We start from the raw sequence: 15940 nt of genomic DNA, 5'->3' as shown, positions 1-15940 counted from the left end.
CATGGGCTCGCACTCCGGGAGATTCAGGCGGTGGAACCGTCAATCGAAGTGAGAGATCCCCGGTGGAATAGCGTGAGCGTCAACACCCGAGGAGACACCGTACAGGAGCAACGGTTGCCCTTCTTCGTAGTAGTGCGACACAAGGTCGCCGACGCCGTCCCAGAGTCGCTTGGGCGTCTTCGCCTTCTTTCCGCGCACGAACGCTTCTCCTTCTTTCAGCACAGGTTCGAGCGCCTTCCAGTCAGTACCGACACGGTATGCCTTGTAGAGAGGGAGGTACCGCGCGCCAGCCGCGCAGCAATAGCTGACTCGGAGCCGTCCATCGAGTGCTCGAAAGGCCTCGAAGAAAGACTCGTCGTACGCGTTGAGATCTAGCTTCACATCCAGTCTCCACGAAAGGACGGCGGGACGCGCGCCAGACCAAGCTCGGCTGGAAATACGGTATCGTTGTCGTTGGTCAGATGAAGTGTCATGGTCATCTTCGGATCGAACCCGAGGACCGTGGCACAATTCAGCACACTAGACGCTTGAAAAGGACGTGGGAACGGCCTCTTCGAGATACCATCTCCAGAAGTTTCGGTACCGGGACGTGTTGTGTGTGCCTTCCCAAGGCATCCCTCCAGCCTCTGCCCCGGCTGCGAAAAATGCCGGATCCCAAAGCGCGTCGTCGTCTGGGTCATCTAGTTGGGCCTGAGAAACCCCATCATCCGGCACCAAGAGTTCGTCTCCAACGGCCACCCACCCACACGCGGCTGCAGCACGTCCAGCGAGGTATGCCTCGACGTGGCCTTGGTGGCTATTCATCAACTGACCTTGTAGCGAATTGGTACGAGCGCGCACCGTGCTGAGATCAATCTCTCCATGCATGTAGCGTTCGGCGCTCACCAGAAGGTCAGAAACAACTGTCGTGCCGAACGCCGCGAACCACAGAGGCGCAACCCTATGGCACACGTTCAGAGCCAATTGAAGACGTCGCACTTTGCCAGGAACCAACACCGTGCCGAATCCTCTTTCGTCGAGCTCTTGAGGGCCTAGTGCTCGCAGCATCGCTCGCCGGAGCGCGAAAGGCATTCGAGCGCCGTCGTCATCATCAACAGCTTTGGCACATGCATCCAGGGCCATACGTAGTTCGCGCGTAGCTTCTGTCACCAGTCTATTCCTTCATAGTTGACAATAGTGGCACTGGGAGCCTCCGAGGATGGCACGGTTCGGACAAGCTCGTGTCCTCCATCGGAAGTAGGCCTGTAGACGTCCACGGTCCCGTCTGCGTTGTAGACCCGTGTGTGGGCAGGATCCGCGACGATGACGGGAGCCGGGTAGTGCGGGCGGTCAGGGCTAGTTGCGTGCTGTCGAAATTGACTACGGCAATCGCCACATTGTTCTCGAGAGACTCCGATGGGGTCGTTCGTTCCGGCGTGGTTCTGACCAACGACCGATTGTCGCTCGGCGTGCGTCGCTGCGGCGCCACCGGGCAACGTCTCGCCGTCTCCCTGCGCGCCTACAATGGTCCCTCGTCGGGTCTGCCGTGGGTCCACGGATGCATTCGCTGGCGATTGATGCCCAATCTGTTGTTCGTACGCAAGATTGGTCCGCGGGTCTCTGCCCTCTGAGGAGAAGCCAGTACGGGTTCCTTGAGACTCGGTGTCGTACCCACTAAGGTGCGGTCCTCCGTTTGCCGCTACAGTCTTGGCCTGCAGACTTCTAGGGAGGTCTGCATGAATCGCTTGAGCTTCTGCAACCTTGGCACGTGCCTCGGCGAGAGCTTCAGGGCTTGCGCTCCGTTGGCGAGTTGTGCGTTGGGGTGCGCCATCGTCTGCCGTCCCCTCCCGGCCAGCCCCCTCCTCCGGCGTGGCCTGCTGCGGACAGTTCCCAGGGCAGGGCTTGTTGAGCCCACGCAGGTCCACGTCCCGCAGTGGGTTCCCATCGGCGCAGTAGCCGTAGAGGTTGAGCCCGCCCTGGATGCCGACCGGGTCGCTCTCGAGGTACCTCCCGAGCTCGGGCGAGTAGTACCGAAACCGGTTGCAGTGCAGGCCGGTGGTCGCGTCGTGGTAGTGCCCCGGAAAGCGCAGCGGCTGGTGGAAGTCCGCGCCGACGTGCACTTCGCACTCGCCGTAGGGATGCACGGTGGCTTCCCACACCACCTCGCCGCCGTCGTCCTCCACGCGCTCGGGGCAGCCCCGGTGGTCGGTGAAGTAGTAGTAGCGCTCGCCATCCTCTGGGCGCTCGGCGGCTTCCTCGCGCGACGCGTAGTCCACCGCCATGAACGGCACCAGCGCGCGCTCGTCGATGTAGACATACACACGCAGTGACCCCGTCGGACCTTCCTCCGCGGCCAGCCTGTCCCCGTACCACCAGAACCGGCTGCGCTCGCACACCCGCGCGCCGTCCGCGTCGCGTCCATAGGCGCGCACCTCGGTGCGCCGGCCGAGCGCGTCGTAGTCCGCTTCCCACACCGTCTCGGGCGCGCCGTAGCGGTGTATCTCCAGCCCGTAGGCCGGGTGCCCGGGCGGGTACGCTTCCCCCGCCGTCGCCGCCGCAAACGAGATGCGCCTCAAGCGGTCGAGCGCGTCGTGCTCGTAGACCAACTTGCCCCAGGCCCCCTGCCGCGCACACACATGGTCCCGCTCGTCGTACGCGAACCGGTCCCCGTTCGCGCGGTAGAGCCGGTTGCCGCGGTCCAGCTGCACCAGCCCGTCGTCGCGCCCGCCCACGTGCGCGTCGCGTAGGCCCGGCTTCTGGCGGAGGTTGCCGGCGGGGTCATGCACATAGCCGTCTTCCCGGCCGTCCGCGTACGTCACGGCGCTCAGCCGGTGGGCCGCGTCATACGCGTAGCGCGTGGTCCCGCGCAGCGAGTCCTCCCGCGCTCGGAGGTCTCCTTCACCCGAGCGCCAGAAGCGCCGCGTCCACGGGCGCTCCACGCTGTCGGCCCCACCGCGGAAGCGCGTCTTGCTCAGGCAGTGCCCGCGCCCGTCGTGCTGCGAAACCTCCGTCACGCCGCTCGCCAGGTCCCGCTGCACGATGCCCGCGCCCAGCCGCTGCACGCGGTGCACACGGTCCGTCGGGTCCACCACCAGCACCGTGTCGCCGCTCGGGTAGTGGTACTGCACCCCCACACCCAGCGTCTGGATGCCCAGCACGCGCTCGCCGGCGAAGCGCACACGCACGCCCTCGTCGTCGCGCAGGTCCGCCTTGCGACGGCCGGCCGCCGTGTGCTCGAAGCGGCACTCGCCCGCGGCGTTCGCGGCGAGCGTCTTGTACCCCCGCGCGTCGTGCTCGAACGTCTCTTCTTGCCCGTCGCACGTCGCGCGCTTCTGCAGCAGCGCGCCCGGCCCGTGCGTGTACTGCACGAGCGGTGTGCCGTCCCCGCGCAGCTTCGCGCTCAGCCGGTCCACCGCGTCGTACGTGTAGCGCTCGCGCACCTTGTCGTGGCGCTGCACCGTCACCAGCCGCCGCTTCAGGTCGTACTCGTAGCGGCTCTCGGTGCCGCCGGGGTCCACCACGCCCAGCAGGTCGTTCCAGCCGCTGCGCTCGAAGCGCGTCACCGCCCGCCCAGCGGGTCGTGCGCCTCCACACACGCCGTCCACTCCCGGAACACGTACTCCCACGTGCCCCCGTCGAAGTCCGTGTAGCGCTCGAGGTTCCCGGTGCCGTCGTAGCGGTACGTGCGCCGCAGCACCTCGCCCCCATCGACTTCTCCACGCGCACCAGCGTGTCGAACGCGTCGCGATCTTCCTGCTCGACCCCCGCCACCTCCGCACCTGCCAGCGCGGCCCTGCGCTGCGGCTGGCACCTGCGGCGGCAACGAGCCCGACCACGGCACGTCGAAGCCTAACGGCACCAGCCGGCCGTGCTCCCACTCGAGCGCCACCTCGGGGCCTTCGTACTCGAGCGCCGCAGCCACTTCGTGCGGAGCTGCGTCCAGCGGGCGCACGTGCCCCGTGGGTCGCGCTTGCCGAGCACCGCACCCGCCGCGTCGCGCACGTACGGGTACACCTGTCCGGTCGCGTCCACTTCCGCGACCGGCTGCCCGCGCTCGTCGAGCTGGAACGACCGGATGCCGCCGTACGGGTCTTCAATCTCCAGCAGCGTCCCCTGTGGGTTCGTACCGGTACCACCACTGCGCGCCGTTCTCTTCGTGCGTCACCAGCGTGCACCGCTTCGTGGGCAGGTACGTCAGCAGCAGCGCCACCTCGCCGTGCTCGCCGCGCGCCCGCGTGCAACGCCCGGCGCCGTCGTACGCGTACTGAAGGCGTGCCTGCGCCGGTTGACCTTTGCGGGTCATGTAGCCGGCGTCGTCGTAGCTGAACGCAAACGCCTTGCCGTAAGCGTCCTTGCCGCCCAGCAAGAACCCGTAGCGGTCGTACTCGTACACCAGCAGCTGCCGCTGTCCCTCGGGCGTCAGCCACACCACAGAGCGCAGCAGCCCCTCGCGGTCCCACGCCACGCAGCGTGCGCTCCGCGTAGTCCACGACGCCCACCAGCCGCTCGTGGCTGTCGTACTCGAAGCGCGCCTCGTGCAGCCCCTCGTACATCCGCGTCAGCAGCGCCACGCGCCGCTTGGGGCCGAAGCCCCGCGGCGGAACTTTCGTACGCGGGCGCGCCGGCCGTGCGCACCTGATACAGGTCGTCGCCCACGCGCTCCAGCACGTGGCCCTGACGGGTGTCGCGGTCCCCGACGTGTTCGAGGTGACCAAACTCCACGACGACGCCGTCCGGTCTCTCGTAGCGCACTCCGTCCAGATCGAAGCGCAACAGTCGATCGAACTCGTGGCGGTGTCCCCAGCCGTTGCCACGCTGGTCGTTCACGTGGAGCGTGCCGTAGTAGCGCCGCCACTCGAAGCGCGCAGGACCGCGCAGCGAGAACTCGATCGCCTTGTCCCGTACCTCGCCGGTAATTAGTATCCCCTCCGTCAGCGACGTCCGAATGGGGCGCCCGCTCGGTTGACAGGGCGCTGATGTCGTGACCGGCCGCAGTCGCCTGGCGCTACGCGGCGAGATCTTCGGGGACGTCGTGCTTGGCAGCACGCAACCGCTGCGCGAAGGCGTCGGGCATCATGCCGTCGAGATCTTTGTCGCCGCGGAGGAGGCGCCTGAGCGCGTCTCGGAGATAGGCGCGGGGCGAGATGCCGAGCTTGCGGCAAGTGATGATCAGGGTCAGCGCGTTGGCCATGCGGCGCGCGCTCTCGTCGTCGCCGCAGAAGTACCAGGTCTTGCGGTTGAGCACGTGGGTTCTGAGGTCGCGCTCGACCTCGTTGTTGGTCAGCTCGAGGAGGGGGTCGTCGAGGAAGCGCATGAGGCGGTCCCACTGCCGGTGGAGATAGCCGAGCGCCTTGCCGAGCTCGGAGCGAGGCTCGACGAGGGGTCGTTGTCGGTCGACCCATGCTCTGAGTTCGAGCGAAGCCGGTCGACTCTCGGCTTGTCGTCGCTCGTGGCGTTTGGCGAAGGACTCGCCCGCGCGCTTGGACTCGGCGTCGATGTGGAAGAGCGTGCCGTAGAGGGCGATGCCCTCGGCGGCGCGGAGATCGCCGCCCCGCAGCGCGGCGACGAGGCCGCGGCGGCCATGAGCGTTGCAGCCCGCGCGGATGGCGCCCTCACGCTCGAGGCAGTTCATGGTGGGGGAGGCGTCACAGGTCAGGCGCACGTTCGCGAAGACCACGTCCTTGAACGCGTTCATCAACGCCTCCGCGTCGGCCTTCGGCGCATAGCGAAAGAGCGCGTACTCGTGGTCGCCCGTGAGCAACCAGAGGGATGCGTGGCGGATGCCGAGCGGGTGTGCGGGGTCGAGCACCCGCGTACTGGTCGCGTCGAGCGCGAGGTCGGTGGAGCGGCCTACACGCCGCGCGATCTCGTCGACGATGGGGTCGAGGAGGTCCACCAGCCGGCTGACGTTTCGCGCGAGCGTGTTCGCGCGCAGCGGCACCCCTGCTCTTCGGCGCGCTGCCCATCCGCTCACGTACGACACCGCTCGCCGTAGTGCTCGACCATGGCCTGCACGACGAGGTCGGGACCGAGCAGGCCGCGCGGGACGATCATGCTCGGGCGCTCCTGCGCTCACGATGTACTCCTGACACCCGGGGCACGAGACGGTCTCGATCAGGTCGTGTCGCACGATGAACCGTGCGGGCGAGAGCCCAGCACCTGCTCGCGCGAAACGCCACGCGCTCGGCCTCCACGTGGCAGTGCGGGCAGGTGCGCTCGGCGCCCGAGACCAGACACTCGTTCGGCACACGCTCGAGGTGCGCGGCAGCTCACCGCGGCCGTGCTCGTCGCGCTCTTGGGCCTGCGCTTGGGCCTCAGCAGCTCGGCAGCCTTGGCTGCTGCGCTGTTCGGCGCGGCCGAGTTCTCGGCGCCGTCTGGCGCCCCGTCGCTCGCTCGCCGCTTTGCTTTGCTTCGCCCTCGTCGGCTTCGGCGGTGCTGTTCTCGTTCGCCGCCGGCGCTATGGAGAAGAGCAGCTCCTGCTGCAGCCTCCGCGACGTCTCGATGGTGGCTTGCGCGTCGCCGCGCCATGTCGCGGCGGACGAGCCTCGTGGTTGACGTCGCGCATGCGGGCGAGGAGGTGGATCACGGCGTCCACCATCGGCTTCTACCGTGCCCGCCGCCACGGCTCTCCACCATGAACTCGGACCTTCACGAGGTCCGGCGAGAGGGCGCTGGCGACGGGCGGCACTGCTGTCGTCATCGAGCTTTAGAAACAAGGCTCGTCTGACAAAATCCCCGGCGCCGAGAATCCTCTGCGCTTTTTCAGCCACCAGCCGGCGTCGGCGACCAACGACGTCGCCGCGGCGCCGTCGACACGTCGATGCCCTCCAGCAGCAGGGAGCAGCTCCGCGGCTCCACCTCGACCGGGGCGTGGGGATCCTCCGCATAGCCTCCAGGCGGTACCGCCCCACCTCCAGACGCTTCGTCACCAGCACGTACCCGTCGCGGTCCCAATACAGCACCCGCACCCGGTCACGCCTCTTTCGAGAAGAACACGAACATCGAGCCCGACAACGGGTCCGCACCGAACGCGTGCCGCACCACGTTCGAGAGCCCGTCGATACCCTTGCGCCCGTCCACAGGCACCGTCGCCAGGTAGAGCCGCACCCCGGTGGCAGCGTCAGCAACGTGACGCCCCTGGCGCGCAGGGGCGTGCACCACGTCCGCCAGCCGCGCCACCGGGAGATCCTCCCGCACCACCACCGACACCCCCAAGGTGCTCCACCCGCAGGGTGCCGATGCTTCGTCGCCGACGCCGCCGGCGTCGCGACCCGCACGAACGGCACCGCTTGTTCACCCCAGGCCTGCGGCGGCTTCGGGGGACGGTGTCGATAATGGCGGCGAGCTCGTGTCGACCTGCTGCTTCGACCACCGATGGAGCCGCTGCGCAGACACCCCCTCCTGCGCCGCGAACTCCTTCGCCGTCAGCCCAGACGCGCGCCACCGAGCGACCGCGTCCGCCCCATCCTCCGGCGTCCAACGCCGCCAGCCACCTCGCCCTGAACTACCTCGACCCTGCGAACCTGCTTGCTTTGACATCCGCTGAGGTCAGCCCACCCACAGCCCATCGTCCAGGTCCTTTCAGACGTCGATCACGGAGGGGATACCGCCGGTAATTACGTCCACGGCGTCTCCCGCGAGAGCCGCCAGGCGCGAGACGCCAGGGCGAAGCGGTCTCGCATCACCGGGGACACGTGTGTGCTCCGCCAGCCCGCTCCGGGCTGTCTGGGCCGTGTCCCGGCCGACGACGCACGCGTCCACCGACCGCACGAGCGAGGCGCCGCGCCGCCTTGAACAGGTCCTTGGCCATGTCCAGCGAGTTCGGGATGGGTACCCCGCCGATCAGGACGTTCGCCTGCAGCGTATCCCCTCCGTCAGGGACGTCCGAATGGGGCGCCCGCTTGGTTGACAGGGCGCCGGTGTCGTGATCGGCCGCAGTCGCCTGGCGCTACGCGGCGAGATCTTCGGGGACGTCGTGCTTGGTAGCGCGCAACCGCCGCGCGAAGGCGTCGGGCATCATGGCGTCGAGATCTTTGTCGCCGCGGAGGAGGCGCGTGAGCGCGTCGCGGAGATAGGCGCGGGGCGAGATCCCGAGCTTGCGGCAGGTGACGATCAGGGTGAGCGCGTTGGCCATGCGGCGCGCGCTCTCGTCGTCGCCGCAGAAGTACCAGGTCTTGCGGTTGAGCACGTGGGTTCTCAGGTCGCGCTCGACCTCGTTGTTGGTGAGCTCGATGAGGGGGTCGTCGAGGAAGCGCATGAGGCGGTCCCACTGCCGATGGAGATAGCCGAGCGCCTTGCCGAGCTCGGAGCGAGGCTCGACGAGGGGTCGTTGTCGGTCGACCCATGCTCTGAGTTCGAGCGAAGCCGGTCGACTCTCGGCTTGTCGTCGCTCGTGGCGTTTGGCGAAGGACTCGCCTGCGCGCTTGGACTCGGCGTCGATGTGGAAGAGCGCGCCGCCGCGAGCCGCTGTTGGTTGGCCGTCGCCGTCCGCGCCGGGTGTGAGGGGCTCATGCTGCCGTCCTCCTCGCCAACTCGTCCACCACGCGACGCTCGTCCTTGAGCATGTGCCGAGCGCGTCCCTTTCAACCGGCTCGGGCCAGCTGCGGAGGCTACGGCGGACCTGGCCGCACGACCCCGAGAGGGGAGGCGGTCGACGGCTGAGCGGTCGCGGTCCACACTGCTCGCCGAAACAGGAACCCCCTTGATTCATGCTTTGCGCGCATTCTGCGCGCACTTTGCGCGGTTGGAGCGGGGGGAGGTTGTGACGCGGCGCACCAGCGCGAGTCAGTTCGGGGGTCGGAGGCGTTCCCAGTTCGCAGCTGCGACGACGCCACCGTTGGCATCCAAGGTTCCAAAAAGCCCTAAAGAATCAAACCTTCTGCCACACTCTGAGTGGTCCAGATGGAGCAGCAGTGCGGGAGGACTCGAGACAACGCTCTCTGCCCCAAGCGCCCTCACACGCCGCACTCCTTCCGCTTCCGAGCCATCACCGATGGCCTTCAGCAACCGTGGCCCCAAGATGGTGGTCTGGCCGCTCCGATACGGCCCCTTCATCAAGTAGACATCCGCGAGAAGGGGTGGAACGCTGTCGTCTCGTTGGATGTACGCGAACTCGACATCCGTACGCAGCGCGAGCATCTCCATACTCTCGGCGCACTCTCTCGTCTGGTCTGCCTCGACCATGGCGGATCGTGTCGTGAACACCACATTGCCGAGGTCAAAGTGAGAGACCTGCAGCTCGTAGGCTGGCGCAAGAACTCGCGTCAGACGAATCACGTGGGTGCGGGGATTGAACGCATCCAGAGATGACGTTTCTATCTTGTGCCGCGTATGTGCAGTCCGCGCGACGAAGGTCGCAGGGATCCCGGTCTCCTCAAGGTGCTGCACGAGCGCCTTCAGCGATGGCATGCCATCACGCTCCCACAGCAGTTGAGCTTGAAGGCACACCGGCATCGTGCCTAGCTCAGCCCCAACGTCACGACGCGAAGCGGGCCTTCACACTTACTATTGTGCTCGGTGCGGAGCGTGTAGTCACCGAAATCCCACTTTTCCCAGTTTACACCCCTCTGGAGAGGTGCTCCGAGGAGGGAGTGTATTTCAGCGGGTAGCATTCCGAATGCCAACCCCTTCGGGAGATTGCCTGTGTATTGCTCACCCTGCCAACGATTCATCTTTCGTCCGTAGAATGAAATGGATATCACCATCTCTTCGTCGCGATCGGTCATCATGCTCATGCCGAGTGAGTCGTATGATTCGTGGATTCTATCTTCGGATATATCAATCTTTGGTGAAAACGTGGAACGCGCCATCTCTGCCCTGGGAGACTTTCCTGGTGTGCCAATGACTTCGAGTGCTAGATCGAGCATGTCGTCTTTGTTCATGGGTTTCTGCCTAGTCATCGTCCGTTTCAATAAAACCAAGATCGCGAGCCATCCGCGGCATGTCGTAGGTTCCTATGTCATCGTTTCGTTGTCGAAGTGAATTCACTGAAGCGTCAACATCATCAGTCGAATGACCACGTTCTACCATGGCGGCACGGTGAGCGCCCAGATCTCGCTCTGCCGCCGTTCGAAGGTCGCCAGAGTCGCTCTCGTGGAGCCGTGCGCCGCCAGGCACTTCCCGGCTGCGGTTGCGCCCTCCGTAGGTCGGACTGTCCCCGCGATGAACGTCTCGCGGGGTAGCCACCGCACTGAGGTGATCACGGAGAACGTTGAGCTCGTGGGGCTCTAGCGGGCGTCCGAGCACAGCCTCCATCGCGCCCTGACATGCGCGAAATGAGGGAATGTGGTCCATGTCCAATGCGACCATTTCCGCGTCGCCGCGGCGGGTACTGGCTCGTGCGTCCGTGAGTTCGCCGTAGCCCCCTACTTCGCCGGGACGGTTACCCGTTAGCGTTCCTTCGCTGTCCGCGCCCCCCTCCGGCGTCGCCTGAGGAGGACAATCGTCCGGGCACGCAAGCCCACGGAGGTCCACGTCCCGCAGCGGGTTCCCATCGGCGCAGTAGCCGTACAGGTTGAGCCCGCCCTGGATGCCGACGGGGTCACTCTCGAGATACCGACCGAGCTCGGGCGAGTAGTACCGAAACCGGTTGCAGTGCAGGCCCGTGGTCGCGTCGTGGTAGTGCCCCGGAAAGCGCAGTGGCTGGTGGAAGTCCGCGCCGACGTGCACCTCGCACTCGCCGTACGGATGCACGGTCGCCTCCCAGACCACCTCGCCATCGTCGTCTTCGACCCGCTCGGGGCAGCCCCGGTGGTCGGTGAAGTAGTAGTAGCGCTCGCCGTCCTCCGGGCGCTCGGTGGCTTCTTCGCGCGACGCGTAGTCCACCGCCATGAACGGCACCAGCGCGCGCTCGTCGATGTAGACATACACACGCAGTGACCCCGTCGGACCTTCCTCCGCGGCGAGCCTGTCCCCGTACCACCAGAAGCGGCTGCGCTCGCACACGCGCTGGCCATCCGCGCCCACACCGTAGGCACGCACCTCGGTGCGCCTGCCGAGCGCGTCGTAGTCCGCCTCCCACACCGTCTCGGGCGCGCCGTAGCGGTGTATCTCCAGCCCGTACGCAGGGTGCCCGGGCGGGTACGCTTCCCCCGCCATTGCCGCCGCAAACGAGATGCGCCGCAAGCGGTCGAGCGCGTCGTGCTCGTAGACCAGCTTGCCCCACGTTCCCGAACGCGACCGGACGTGGTCCCGCTCGTCGTACTCGAACCGGTCCCCGTTCGCGCGGTACAGCCGGTTGCCGCGGTCGAGCTGCACCAGCCCGTCGTCGCGCCCGCCCACGTGCGCGTCGCGTAGGCCCGGCTTCTGGCGGAGGTTGCCGGCTGTGTCGTGCGTGTACGCTTCTTCCCGGCCGTCCGCGTGCGTGACCGTCGCGAGCCGGTGCGCCGCGTCGTATGCGTAGCGCGTGGTCCCGCGCAGCGAGTCCTCCCGCGCTCGGAGGTCTCCTTCACCCGAGCGCCAGAAGCGCCGCGTCCACGGGCGCTCCACGCGGTCCGCCCCACCGCGGAAGCGCGTCTTGCTCAGGCAGTGCCCGCGCCCGTCGTGCTGCGAGACCTCCGTCACGCCGCTCGCCAGGTCCCGCTGCACGATGCCCGCGCCCAGCCGCTGCACGCGGTGCACCCGGTCCGTCGGGTCCACCACCAGCACGGTGTCGCCGCTCGGGTAGTGGTACTGCACCCCCACGCCCAGCGTCTGGATGCCCAGCACGCGCTCGCCCGCGAAGCGCACGCGCACGCCCTCGTCGTCGCGCAGGTCCGCCTTGCGACGGCCCCCCGCCGTGTGCTCGAAGCGGCACTCGCCGGCTGCGTTCGCGGCGAGCGTCTTGTACCCCCGCGCGTCGTGCTCGAACGTCTCTTCTTGCCCGTCGCACGTGGTGCGCTTCTTCAGCAACGCGCCCGGGCCGTGCGTGTACTGCACCAGCGGCGTGCCGTCCTCACGCAGCTTCGCGCTCAGCCGGTCCACCGCGTCGTACGTGTAGCGCTCGCGCACCTTGTCGTGGCGCTGCACCGTCACCAGCCGCCGCTTCAGGTCGTACTCGTAGCGGCTCTCGGTGCCGCCGGGGTCCACCACGCCCAGCAGGTCGTTCCAGCCGCTGCGCTCGAAGCGCGTCACCCCGCCCAGCGGGTCGTGCGCCTCGACACACGCCGTCCACTCCCGGAACACGTACTCCCACGTGCCCCCGTCGAAGTCCGTGTAGCGCTCGAGGTTCCCGGTGCCGTCGTAGCGGTACGTGCGCCGCAGCACCTCGCCGCCCATCGACTTCTCCACGCGCACCAGCGTGTCGAACGCGTCGCGCTCTTCCCGCTCGACCCCCGCCACCTCCGCCCCCGCCAGCGCGGCCCGCGCCGCGGCCGGCACCTGCGGCGGCAACGAGCCCGACCACGGCACGTCGAAGCCCAACGGCACCAGCCGGCCGTGCTCCCACTCGAGCGCCACCTCGGGGCCTTCGTACTCGAGCGCCGCAGCCACTTCGTGCGGAGCCGCGTCCAGCGGGCGCACGTGCCCCGTGGGGTCGCGCTTGCCGAGCACCGCACCCGCCGCGTCGCGCACGTACGGGTACACCTGTCCGGTCGCGTCCACTTCCGCGACCGGCTGCCCGCGCTCGTCGAGCTGGAACGACCGGATGCCGCCGTACGGGTCTTCAATCTCCAGCAGCGTCCCCGTGGGCTCGTACCGGTACCACCACTGCGCGCCGTTCTCTTCGTGCGTCACCAGCGTGCACTGCTTCGTGGGCAGGTACGTCAGCAGCAGCGCCACCTCGCCGTGCTCGCCGCGCGCCCGCGTGCAACGCCCGGCGCCGTCGTACGCGTACTCGAAGGCGTGCCCGCGCCGGTTGACCTTGCGGGTCATGTAGCCGGCGTCCCACGCGAACGGTGCGGACCAGGTCGGCCCGTTTACAAGGTGGGCCCGCATCCGCCCGATCGTCGGCGGGAACGGGCCGGCGTCAGACCTCTTCAGTTGTCAAAGCGGGCAGTGGCCGACATGCGTTGGGAGCGCAGCGCTGGCGCGAGCGACGCAGGGTCAGTGCGCGGTCGGGGCGTGGGGAGGTTGTGACGCGGCGCACCGTCGTGCGGACATCGCATCGTTGCCGCCGCGCCGCTCACGCGTGTTCTAACGACTTCGTTCAATGCGAACAGACCCGTGAATCCCATATGTTTCGTTGTCGCTCGGCCCTCGACGACCGTGCCGTGCGCATAGCGTAGGTCCACCCGAGGACCCGAGCGTGTCGCCTGGCCGAACGCCTGTCATTGATTGAAGACAGTAGATCGCGATGTTCGCGCAAAGATCACGAGCGCCTTCCAAGTCGTCCTCGATCGGAACTTCAATCTCGGAGAATCCGAATATGCTCATGCCACGAGTATAGTACTGCTCGCCGTCGTTCTGAAACGACACCCACACGGCACCCAACTCGTCCGCCGCCGCGTCGCGTCGCGCGAGAAAACAACGGAGTTGGGCGCTCTCGACCATCACGTTGGTGGTCGGAAGATAGACCACGGGAGCACCCAACTCCGCAAACGTAAGCAGAACTCTGCCAAATGCTGCGATCTGTGCCAGCCGAACGCCAACGTCTTTGTTCAGCGACGTCGCGACCTCCAGAACGGAAACATGATTCTCCACGACCACTCGCGCTTCGTTACTCAGCACAGAGTAGTTGCACAAACGCACCTCTCTCTCGTGCTCCTTTGCAAATACGCGTACCGGAACCACGAGCTCCGAAGGTTCACGTGACTCTGCGCGACCTGAGAACAAATCCTCATACGCCTTCAACCAGGCGTCCGAGAAGAGACAGGGAGCATCGGGTATGTACGCAACGATACGCCCCGTGTGAGTGCGTTGTTTCTCATCGACCTGCCACTCCGAATCGCCCATGCGCATGACGATGCATCGCCATTCGGGCTCCGATGTCGAAGGATGCTCGATGAGGAAGTAGGCTTCTTCGCTGGCGCCAGGCTCTACCACCCTAGTCGTGGAATCGACGATTCGAGCGTGCGACCAGAACGCGCTCTCCTCTGCGAACTCCTGCTCGAGACGCTCCGCACGGTCTTGCCAAGTCACCCCAACGATCTTCCGACGCTTCTCCAACTGTGCCCCCGCCAAAAGCGGGTGATTCTCCAGGGAACTGCGGTATAGAAGCGAAGTTGCTGTCGTTTTGTCACCATTCGCGATAGCGCGGACGTAGTCTTGGGCGTGATTCATGACCCGGTCACGGAGGCCGTCTGAGGGGATCGACGTGACCGGGGGGAGTTGGTAGGAGGTGGCGTTCGTAACCCCACCGAGGCACCACGCCTCAGAAGGCGCCACCAGCCGATGTTGTACGCTCCGGAAGATCAGGCGGTCAAGGAGGAGGCCACCGCCGCTGTCCAGCAAGCTCTTGTGACGATGCTCCGCGCGGTGGACGACGGCGCTACGGCCCGCGCGCTCGAAGAGCACGTGTGGAAGACCTCTATCGAGTTCGGACGCTCGCTGATGTCTGCGGGGCTGAGCCGCATGTGTGCTCGCGCGACGGAGCGAGACGTCGAGGAGCGCGGTCTCGACGCGAAGCAGGTCACGTTGCGGCTCGACCGCGACTACCACGGCACGTTGAGCACGACGCTGGGTCCAGTAACGTTCCCGTGGTTCGCGTACCGAGACCGAAGCGCGGCGGCGACGGTGACCCACACACCCGCCAAGGCGGTAGTGCTGCCCTTGTTCAAGCACTGTCGCTCGTCGGAGCTGCTGCTGGAGTGGGAGAGCCGACTCGGAAGCGATCACCCCTTCCGCTACGCGCAGGAGGCGCTGTCGTTCTTCACGCACGGCGCGGCGTGTCGCGAGGACACGACCATCGCGCGCCACATGGTGACGGTGGGCGCCCTGGTGAGCCGAGAGTGGACGTACCGAACGGCGGAGGACATCGAGGAGCTGCTGCTGACCCGTGCGACGCGCGACCCGAAGACGGGCCGGCCACTGCTGTACGCGTCGACCGACGCGCACGCGCTGCGCAGCTACGTGGACGACACCTGGGACGCGCAGTGGAAGATGGCCAACGGCGTTCGCGTGTGGTGCATCGACCGGCACAACGGCGCGACGGTTCACCTCGGAGGCGAGTACACGTGGGGCGACTGCGAGAAGGTCCAGGAGACCTTCGAGTGGCTCCGCGACACAGGCCGAGTGCCAGCGGATGGCCGCATGGCGAACGGGCTGAACGTGCAGGTGGTGCTGGTGACGGACGGTGCGCCGTGGATCAAGGAGCGCATCGTCCCCCTCTTCCCCAAGGCCGTCGTGATGCTCGACGCCTACCATCTGCTCGAGGCACTCGCGAAGTACGCCACCGCGCGCTTCCTGGCGGGCACGGCTTCCAACAAGCGCTTCTATCAACGCGCGCTGGATGCCCTCTTCGGCAAGAGCCGCGGCAAGAAGCCGAGGACGCCCAAGCCCCGCCGAGGCCACCGCAAGCGCCCGTCCGCGCCCATCGACGACCCGACGATGCCTCCCGACGATGCGCCTCATGCTCGTCGACGTAGGCGCGCTCCCGCAGCCGACCGACTCCTGAAGCTCATTGCCGAAGGCGTCGTTCCGGAGCGCGCCAAGGAGGAACACGACAGGCTGGTCAACGCGATCGAACACAACGCTGACCGCATCGACTACGAGCAGTGGCGCCCGCGCGGCTACCAAATCGGCTCCGGCGCCATGGAGTCCTTGCACCGCACCGGCAGCCAGACGCGCCTCAAGGTGGCGGGCATCCGCTGCCTGCCAGAGACCTCCCAGGCCGTCTTCAACCTGCGCATGCTCCGCCTCTGCGGTCGCTGGGATGAGTTCTGGCGACACGACGACATCTCCTCGCTACTCGTCGGCGCCTTCGCGACGCGCACACTCAAGCCAGCGCCAGCGCCATCCGAATCCGACCCCAGCGCGCAGCCCCTTCAACTGGCTGCCTGACCGGGCCATGGATCACACCCCGTAGTCTTCAGCGATTTGAAGTGCG

At 66.9% G+C, this 15940-nt stretch carries 16 protein-coding genes; 1 reads left to right on the top strand and 15 read right to left on the bottom strand.

Features of this window, described 5'->3' with window-relative positions; genetic code table 11:
• Positions 1–39: 39 nt before the first annotated feature.
• The 15 genes from H6726_29800 to H6726_29730 form a co-directional block, all read right to left on the bottom strand.
• Complete coding sequence (locus H6726_29800; GenBank protein ID MCB9661872.1) at positions 40–381, bottom strand: hypothetical protein; 342 nt, start codon at positions 379–381, stop codon at positions 40–42.
• Between the two features lie 138 nt (positions 382–519).
• Positions 520–1149, bottom strand: coding sequence for a hypothetical protein (locus tag H6726_29795; protein MCB9661871.1), 630 nt, complete (start codon positions 1147–1149; stop codon positions 520–522).
• A complete protein-coding gene (locus tag H6726_29790; protein MCB9661870.1) occupies positions 1146–3542 on the bottom strand; it encodes an RHS domain-containing protein in 2397 nt (798 codons plus the stop codon). Before H6726_29790 ends, H6726_29795 begins: the two co-directional genes overlap by 4 nt.
• Complete coding sequence (locus tag H6726_29785) at positions 3539–3676, bottom strand: hypothetical protein (GenBank protein MCB9661869.1); 138 nt, start codon at positions 3674–3676, stop codon at positions 3539–3541. The genes H6726_29790 and H6726_29785 overlap by 4 nt, the downstream gene beginning before the upstream one ends.
• 152 nt (positions 3677–3828) lie before the next feature.
• Positions 3829–4011, bottom strand: a complete 183-nt coding sequence (locus H6726_29780) for a hypothetical protein (protein ID MCB9661868.1) — start codon at positions 4009–4011, stop codon at positions 3829–3831.
• A gap of 61 nt (positions 4012–4072) precedes the next feature.
• Complete coding sequence (locus tag H6726_29775) at positions 4073–4444, bottom strand: hypothetical protein (GenBank protein MCB9661867.1); 372 nt, start codon at positions 4442–4444, stop codon at positions 4073–4075.
• Positions 4445–4984: 540 nt separating this feature from the next.
• Positions 4985–6109 (bottom strand): IS66 family transposase, encoded by a 1125-nt coding sequence (locus H6726_29770; protein MCB9661866.1) that lies wholly within the window; start codon positions 6107–6109, stop codon positions 4985–4987.
• A 184-nt stretch (positions 6110–6293) separates the two neighbouring features.
• Positions 6294–6947, bottom strand: coding sequence for a hypothetical protein (locus tag H6726_29765; GenBank protein MCB9661865.1), 654 nt, complete (start codon positions 6945–6947; stop codon positions 6294–6296).
• Between the two features lie 4 nt (positions 6948–6951).
• Positions 6952–7194, bottom strand: a complete 243-nt coding sequence (locus H6726_29760) for an IS66 family insertion sequence element accessory protein TnpB (protein ID MCB9661864.1) — start codon at positions 7192–7194, stop codon at positions 6952–6954.
• A gap of 78 nt (positions 7195–7272) precedes the next feature.
• A complete protein-coding gene (locus H6726_29755) occupies positions 7273–7518 on the bottom strand; it encodes a transposase (protein ID MCB9661863.1) in 246 nt (81 codons plus the stop codon).
• Positions 7519–7927: 409 nt separating this feature from the next.
• Positions 7928–8689, bottom strand: a complete 762-nt coding sequence (locus H6726_29750; protein MCB9661862.1) for a transposase — start codon at positions 8687–8689, stop codon at positions 7928–7930.
• A 74-nt stretch (positions 8690–8763) separates the two neighbouring features.
• On the bottom strand, positions 8764–9387 hold the full coding sequence (locus H6726_29745; GenBank protein MCB9661861.1) for a hypothetical protein: 624 nt from the start codon (positions 9385–9387) through the stop codon (positions 8764–8766).
• A 50-nt stretch (positions 9388–9437) separates the two neighbouring features.
• Positions 9438–9860 (bottom strand): hypothetical protein, encoded by a 423-nt coding sequence (locus H6726_29740; protein MCB9661860.1) that lies wholly within the window; start codon positions 9858–9860, stop codon positions 9438–9440.
• A 10-nt stretch (positions 9861–9870) separates the two neighbouring features.
• Positions 9871–12828: an RHS domain-containing protein gene (locus H6726_29735; GenBank protein MCB9661859.1), complete on the bottom strand. Its 2958-nt coding sequence runs from the start codon at positions 12826–12828 to the stop codon at positions 9871–9873.
• A gap of 261 nt (positions 12829–13089) precedes the next feature.
• Positions 13090–14175, bottom strand: a complete 1086-nt coding sequence (locus H6726_29730; GenBank protein MCB9661858.1) for a hypothetical protein — start codon at positions 14173–14175, stop codon at positions 13090–13092.
• A gap of 111 nt (positions 14176–14286) precedes the next feature.
• Between H6726_29730 and H6726_29725 the strand changes: the two genes are divergently transcribed.
• Positions 14287–15894 carry a hypothetical protein gene (locus H6726_29725; protein MCB9661857.1) on the top strand — a complete coding sequence of 536 codons (1608 nt, stop codon included), beginning with the start codon at positions 14287–14289 and terminating at the stop codon, positions 15892–15894.
• The last annotated feature ends 46 nt before the right edge of the window (positions 15895–15940 follow it).

This window comes from Sandaracinaceae bacterium, from assembly GCA_020633055.1.
Taxonomy (GTDB): domain Bacteria; phylum Myxococcota_A; class Polyangia; order Polyangiales; family Houyiibacteriaceae; genus JADJJE01.
Note: the sequence above shows the minus strand (reverse complement) of the source record. Positions and strands in the feature narration are given on the sequence as shown.

Bases quoted from the DNA above. Each gene is read 5' to 3' on its own strand.
- H6726_29735 (MCB9661859.1), bottom strand. From the start codon at position 12,828: ATGACCCGCAAGGTCAACCGGCGCGGGCACGCCTTCGAGTACGCGTAC.
- H6726_29750 (MCB9661862.1), bottom strand. From the start codon at position 8,689: ATGAATCAAGGGGGTTCCTGTTTCGGCGAGCAGTGTGGACCGCGACCG.
- H6726_29755 (MCB9661863.1), bottom strand. From the start codon at position 7,518: ATGTCAAAGCAAGCAGGTTCGCAGGGTCGAGGTAGTTCAGGGCGAGGT.
- H6726_29740 (MCB9661860.1), bottom strand. From the start codon at position 9,860: ATGAACAAAGACGACATGCTCGATCTAGCACTCGAAGTCATTGGCACA.
- H6726_29745 (MCB9661861.1), bottom strand. From the start codon at position 9,387: ATGCCATCGCTGAAGGCGCTCGTGCAGCACCTTGAGGAGACCGGGATC.
- H6726_29725 (MCB9661857.1), top strand. From the start codon at position 14,287: ATGTTGTACGCTCCGGAAGATCAGGCGGTCAAGGAGGAGGCCACCGCC.
- H6726_29730 (MCB9661858.1), bottom strand. From the start codon at position 14,175: ATGAATCACGCCCAAGACTACGTCCGCGCTATCGCGAATGGTGACAAA.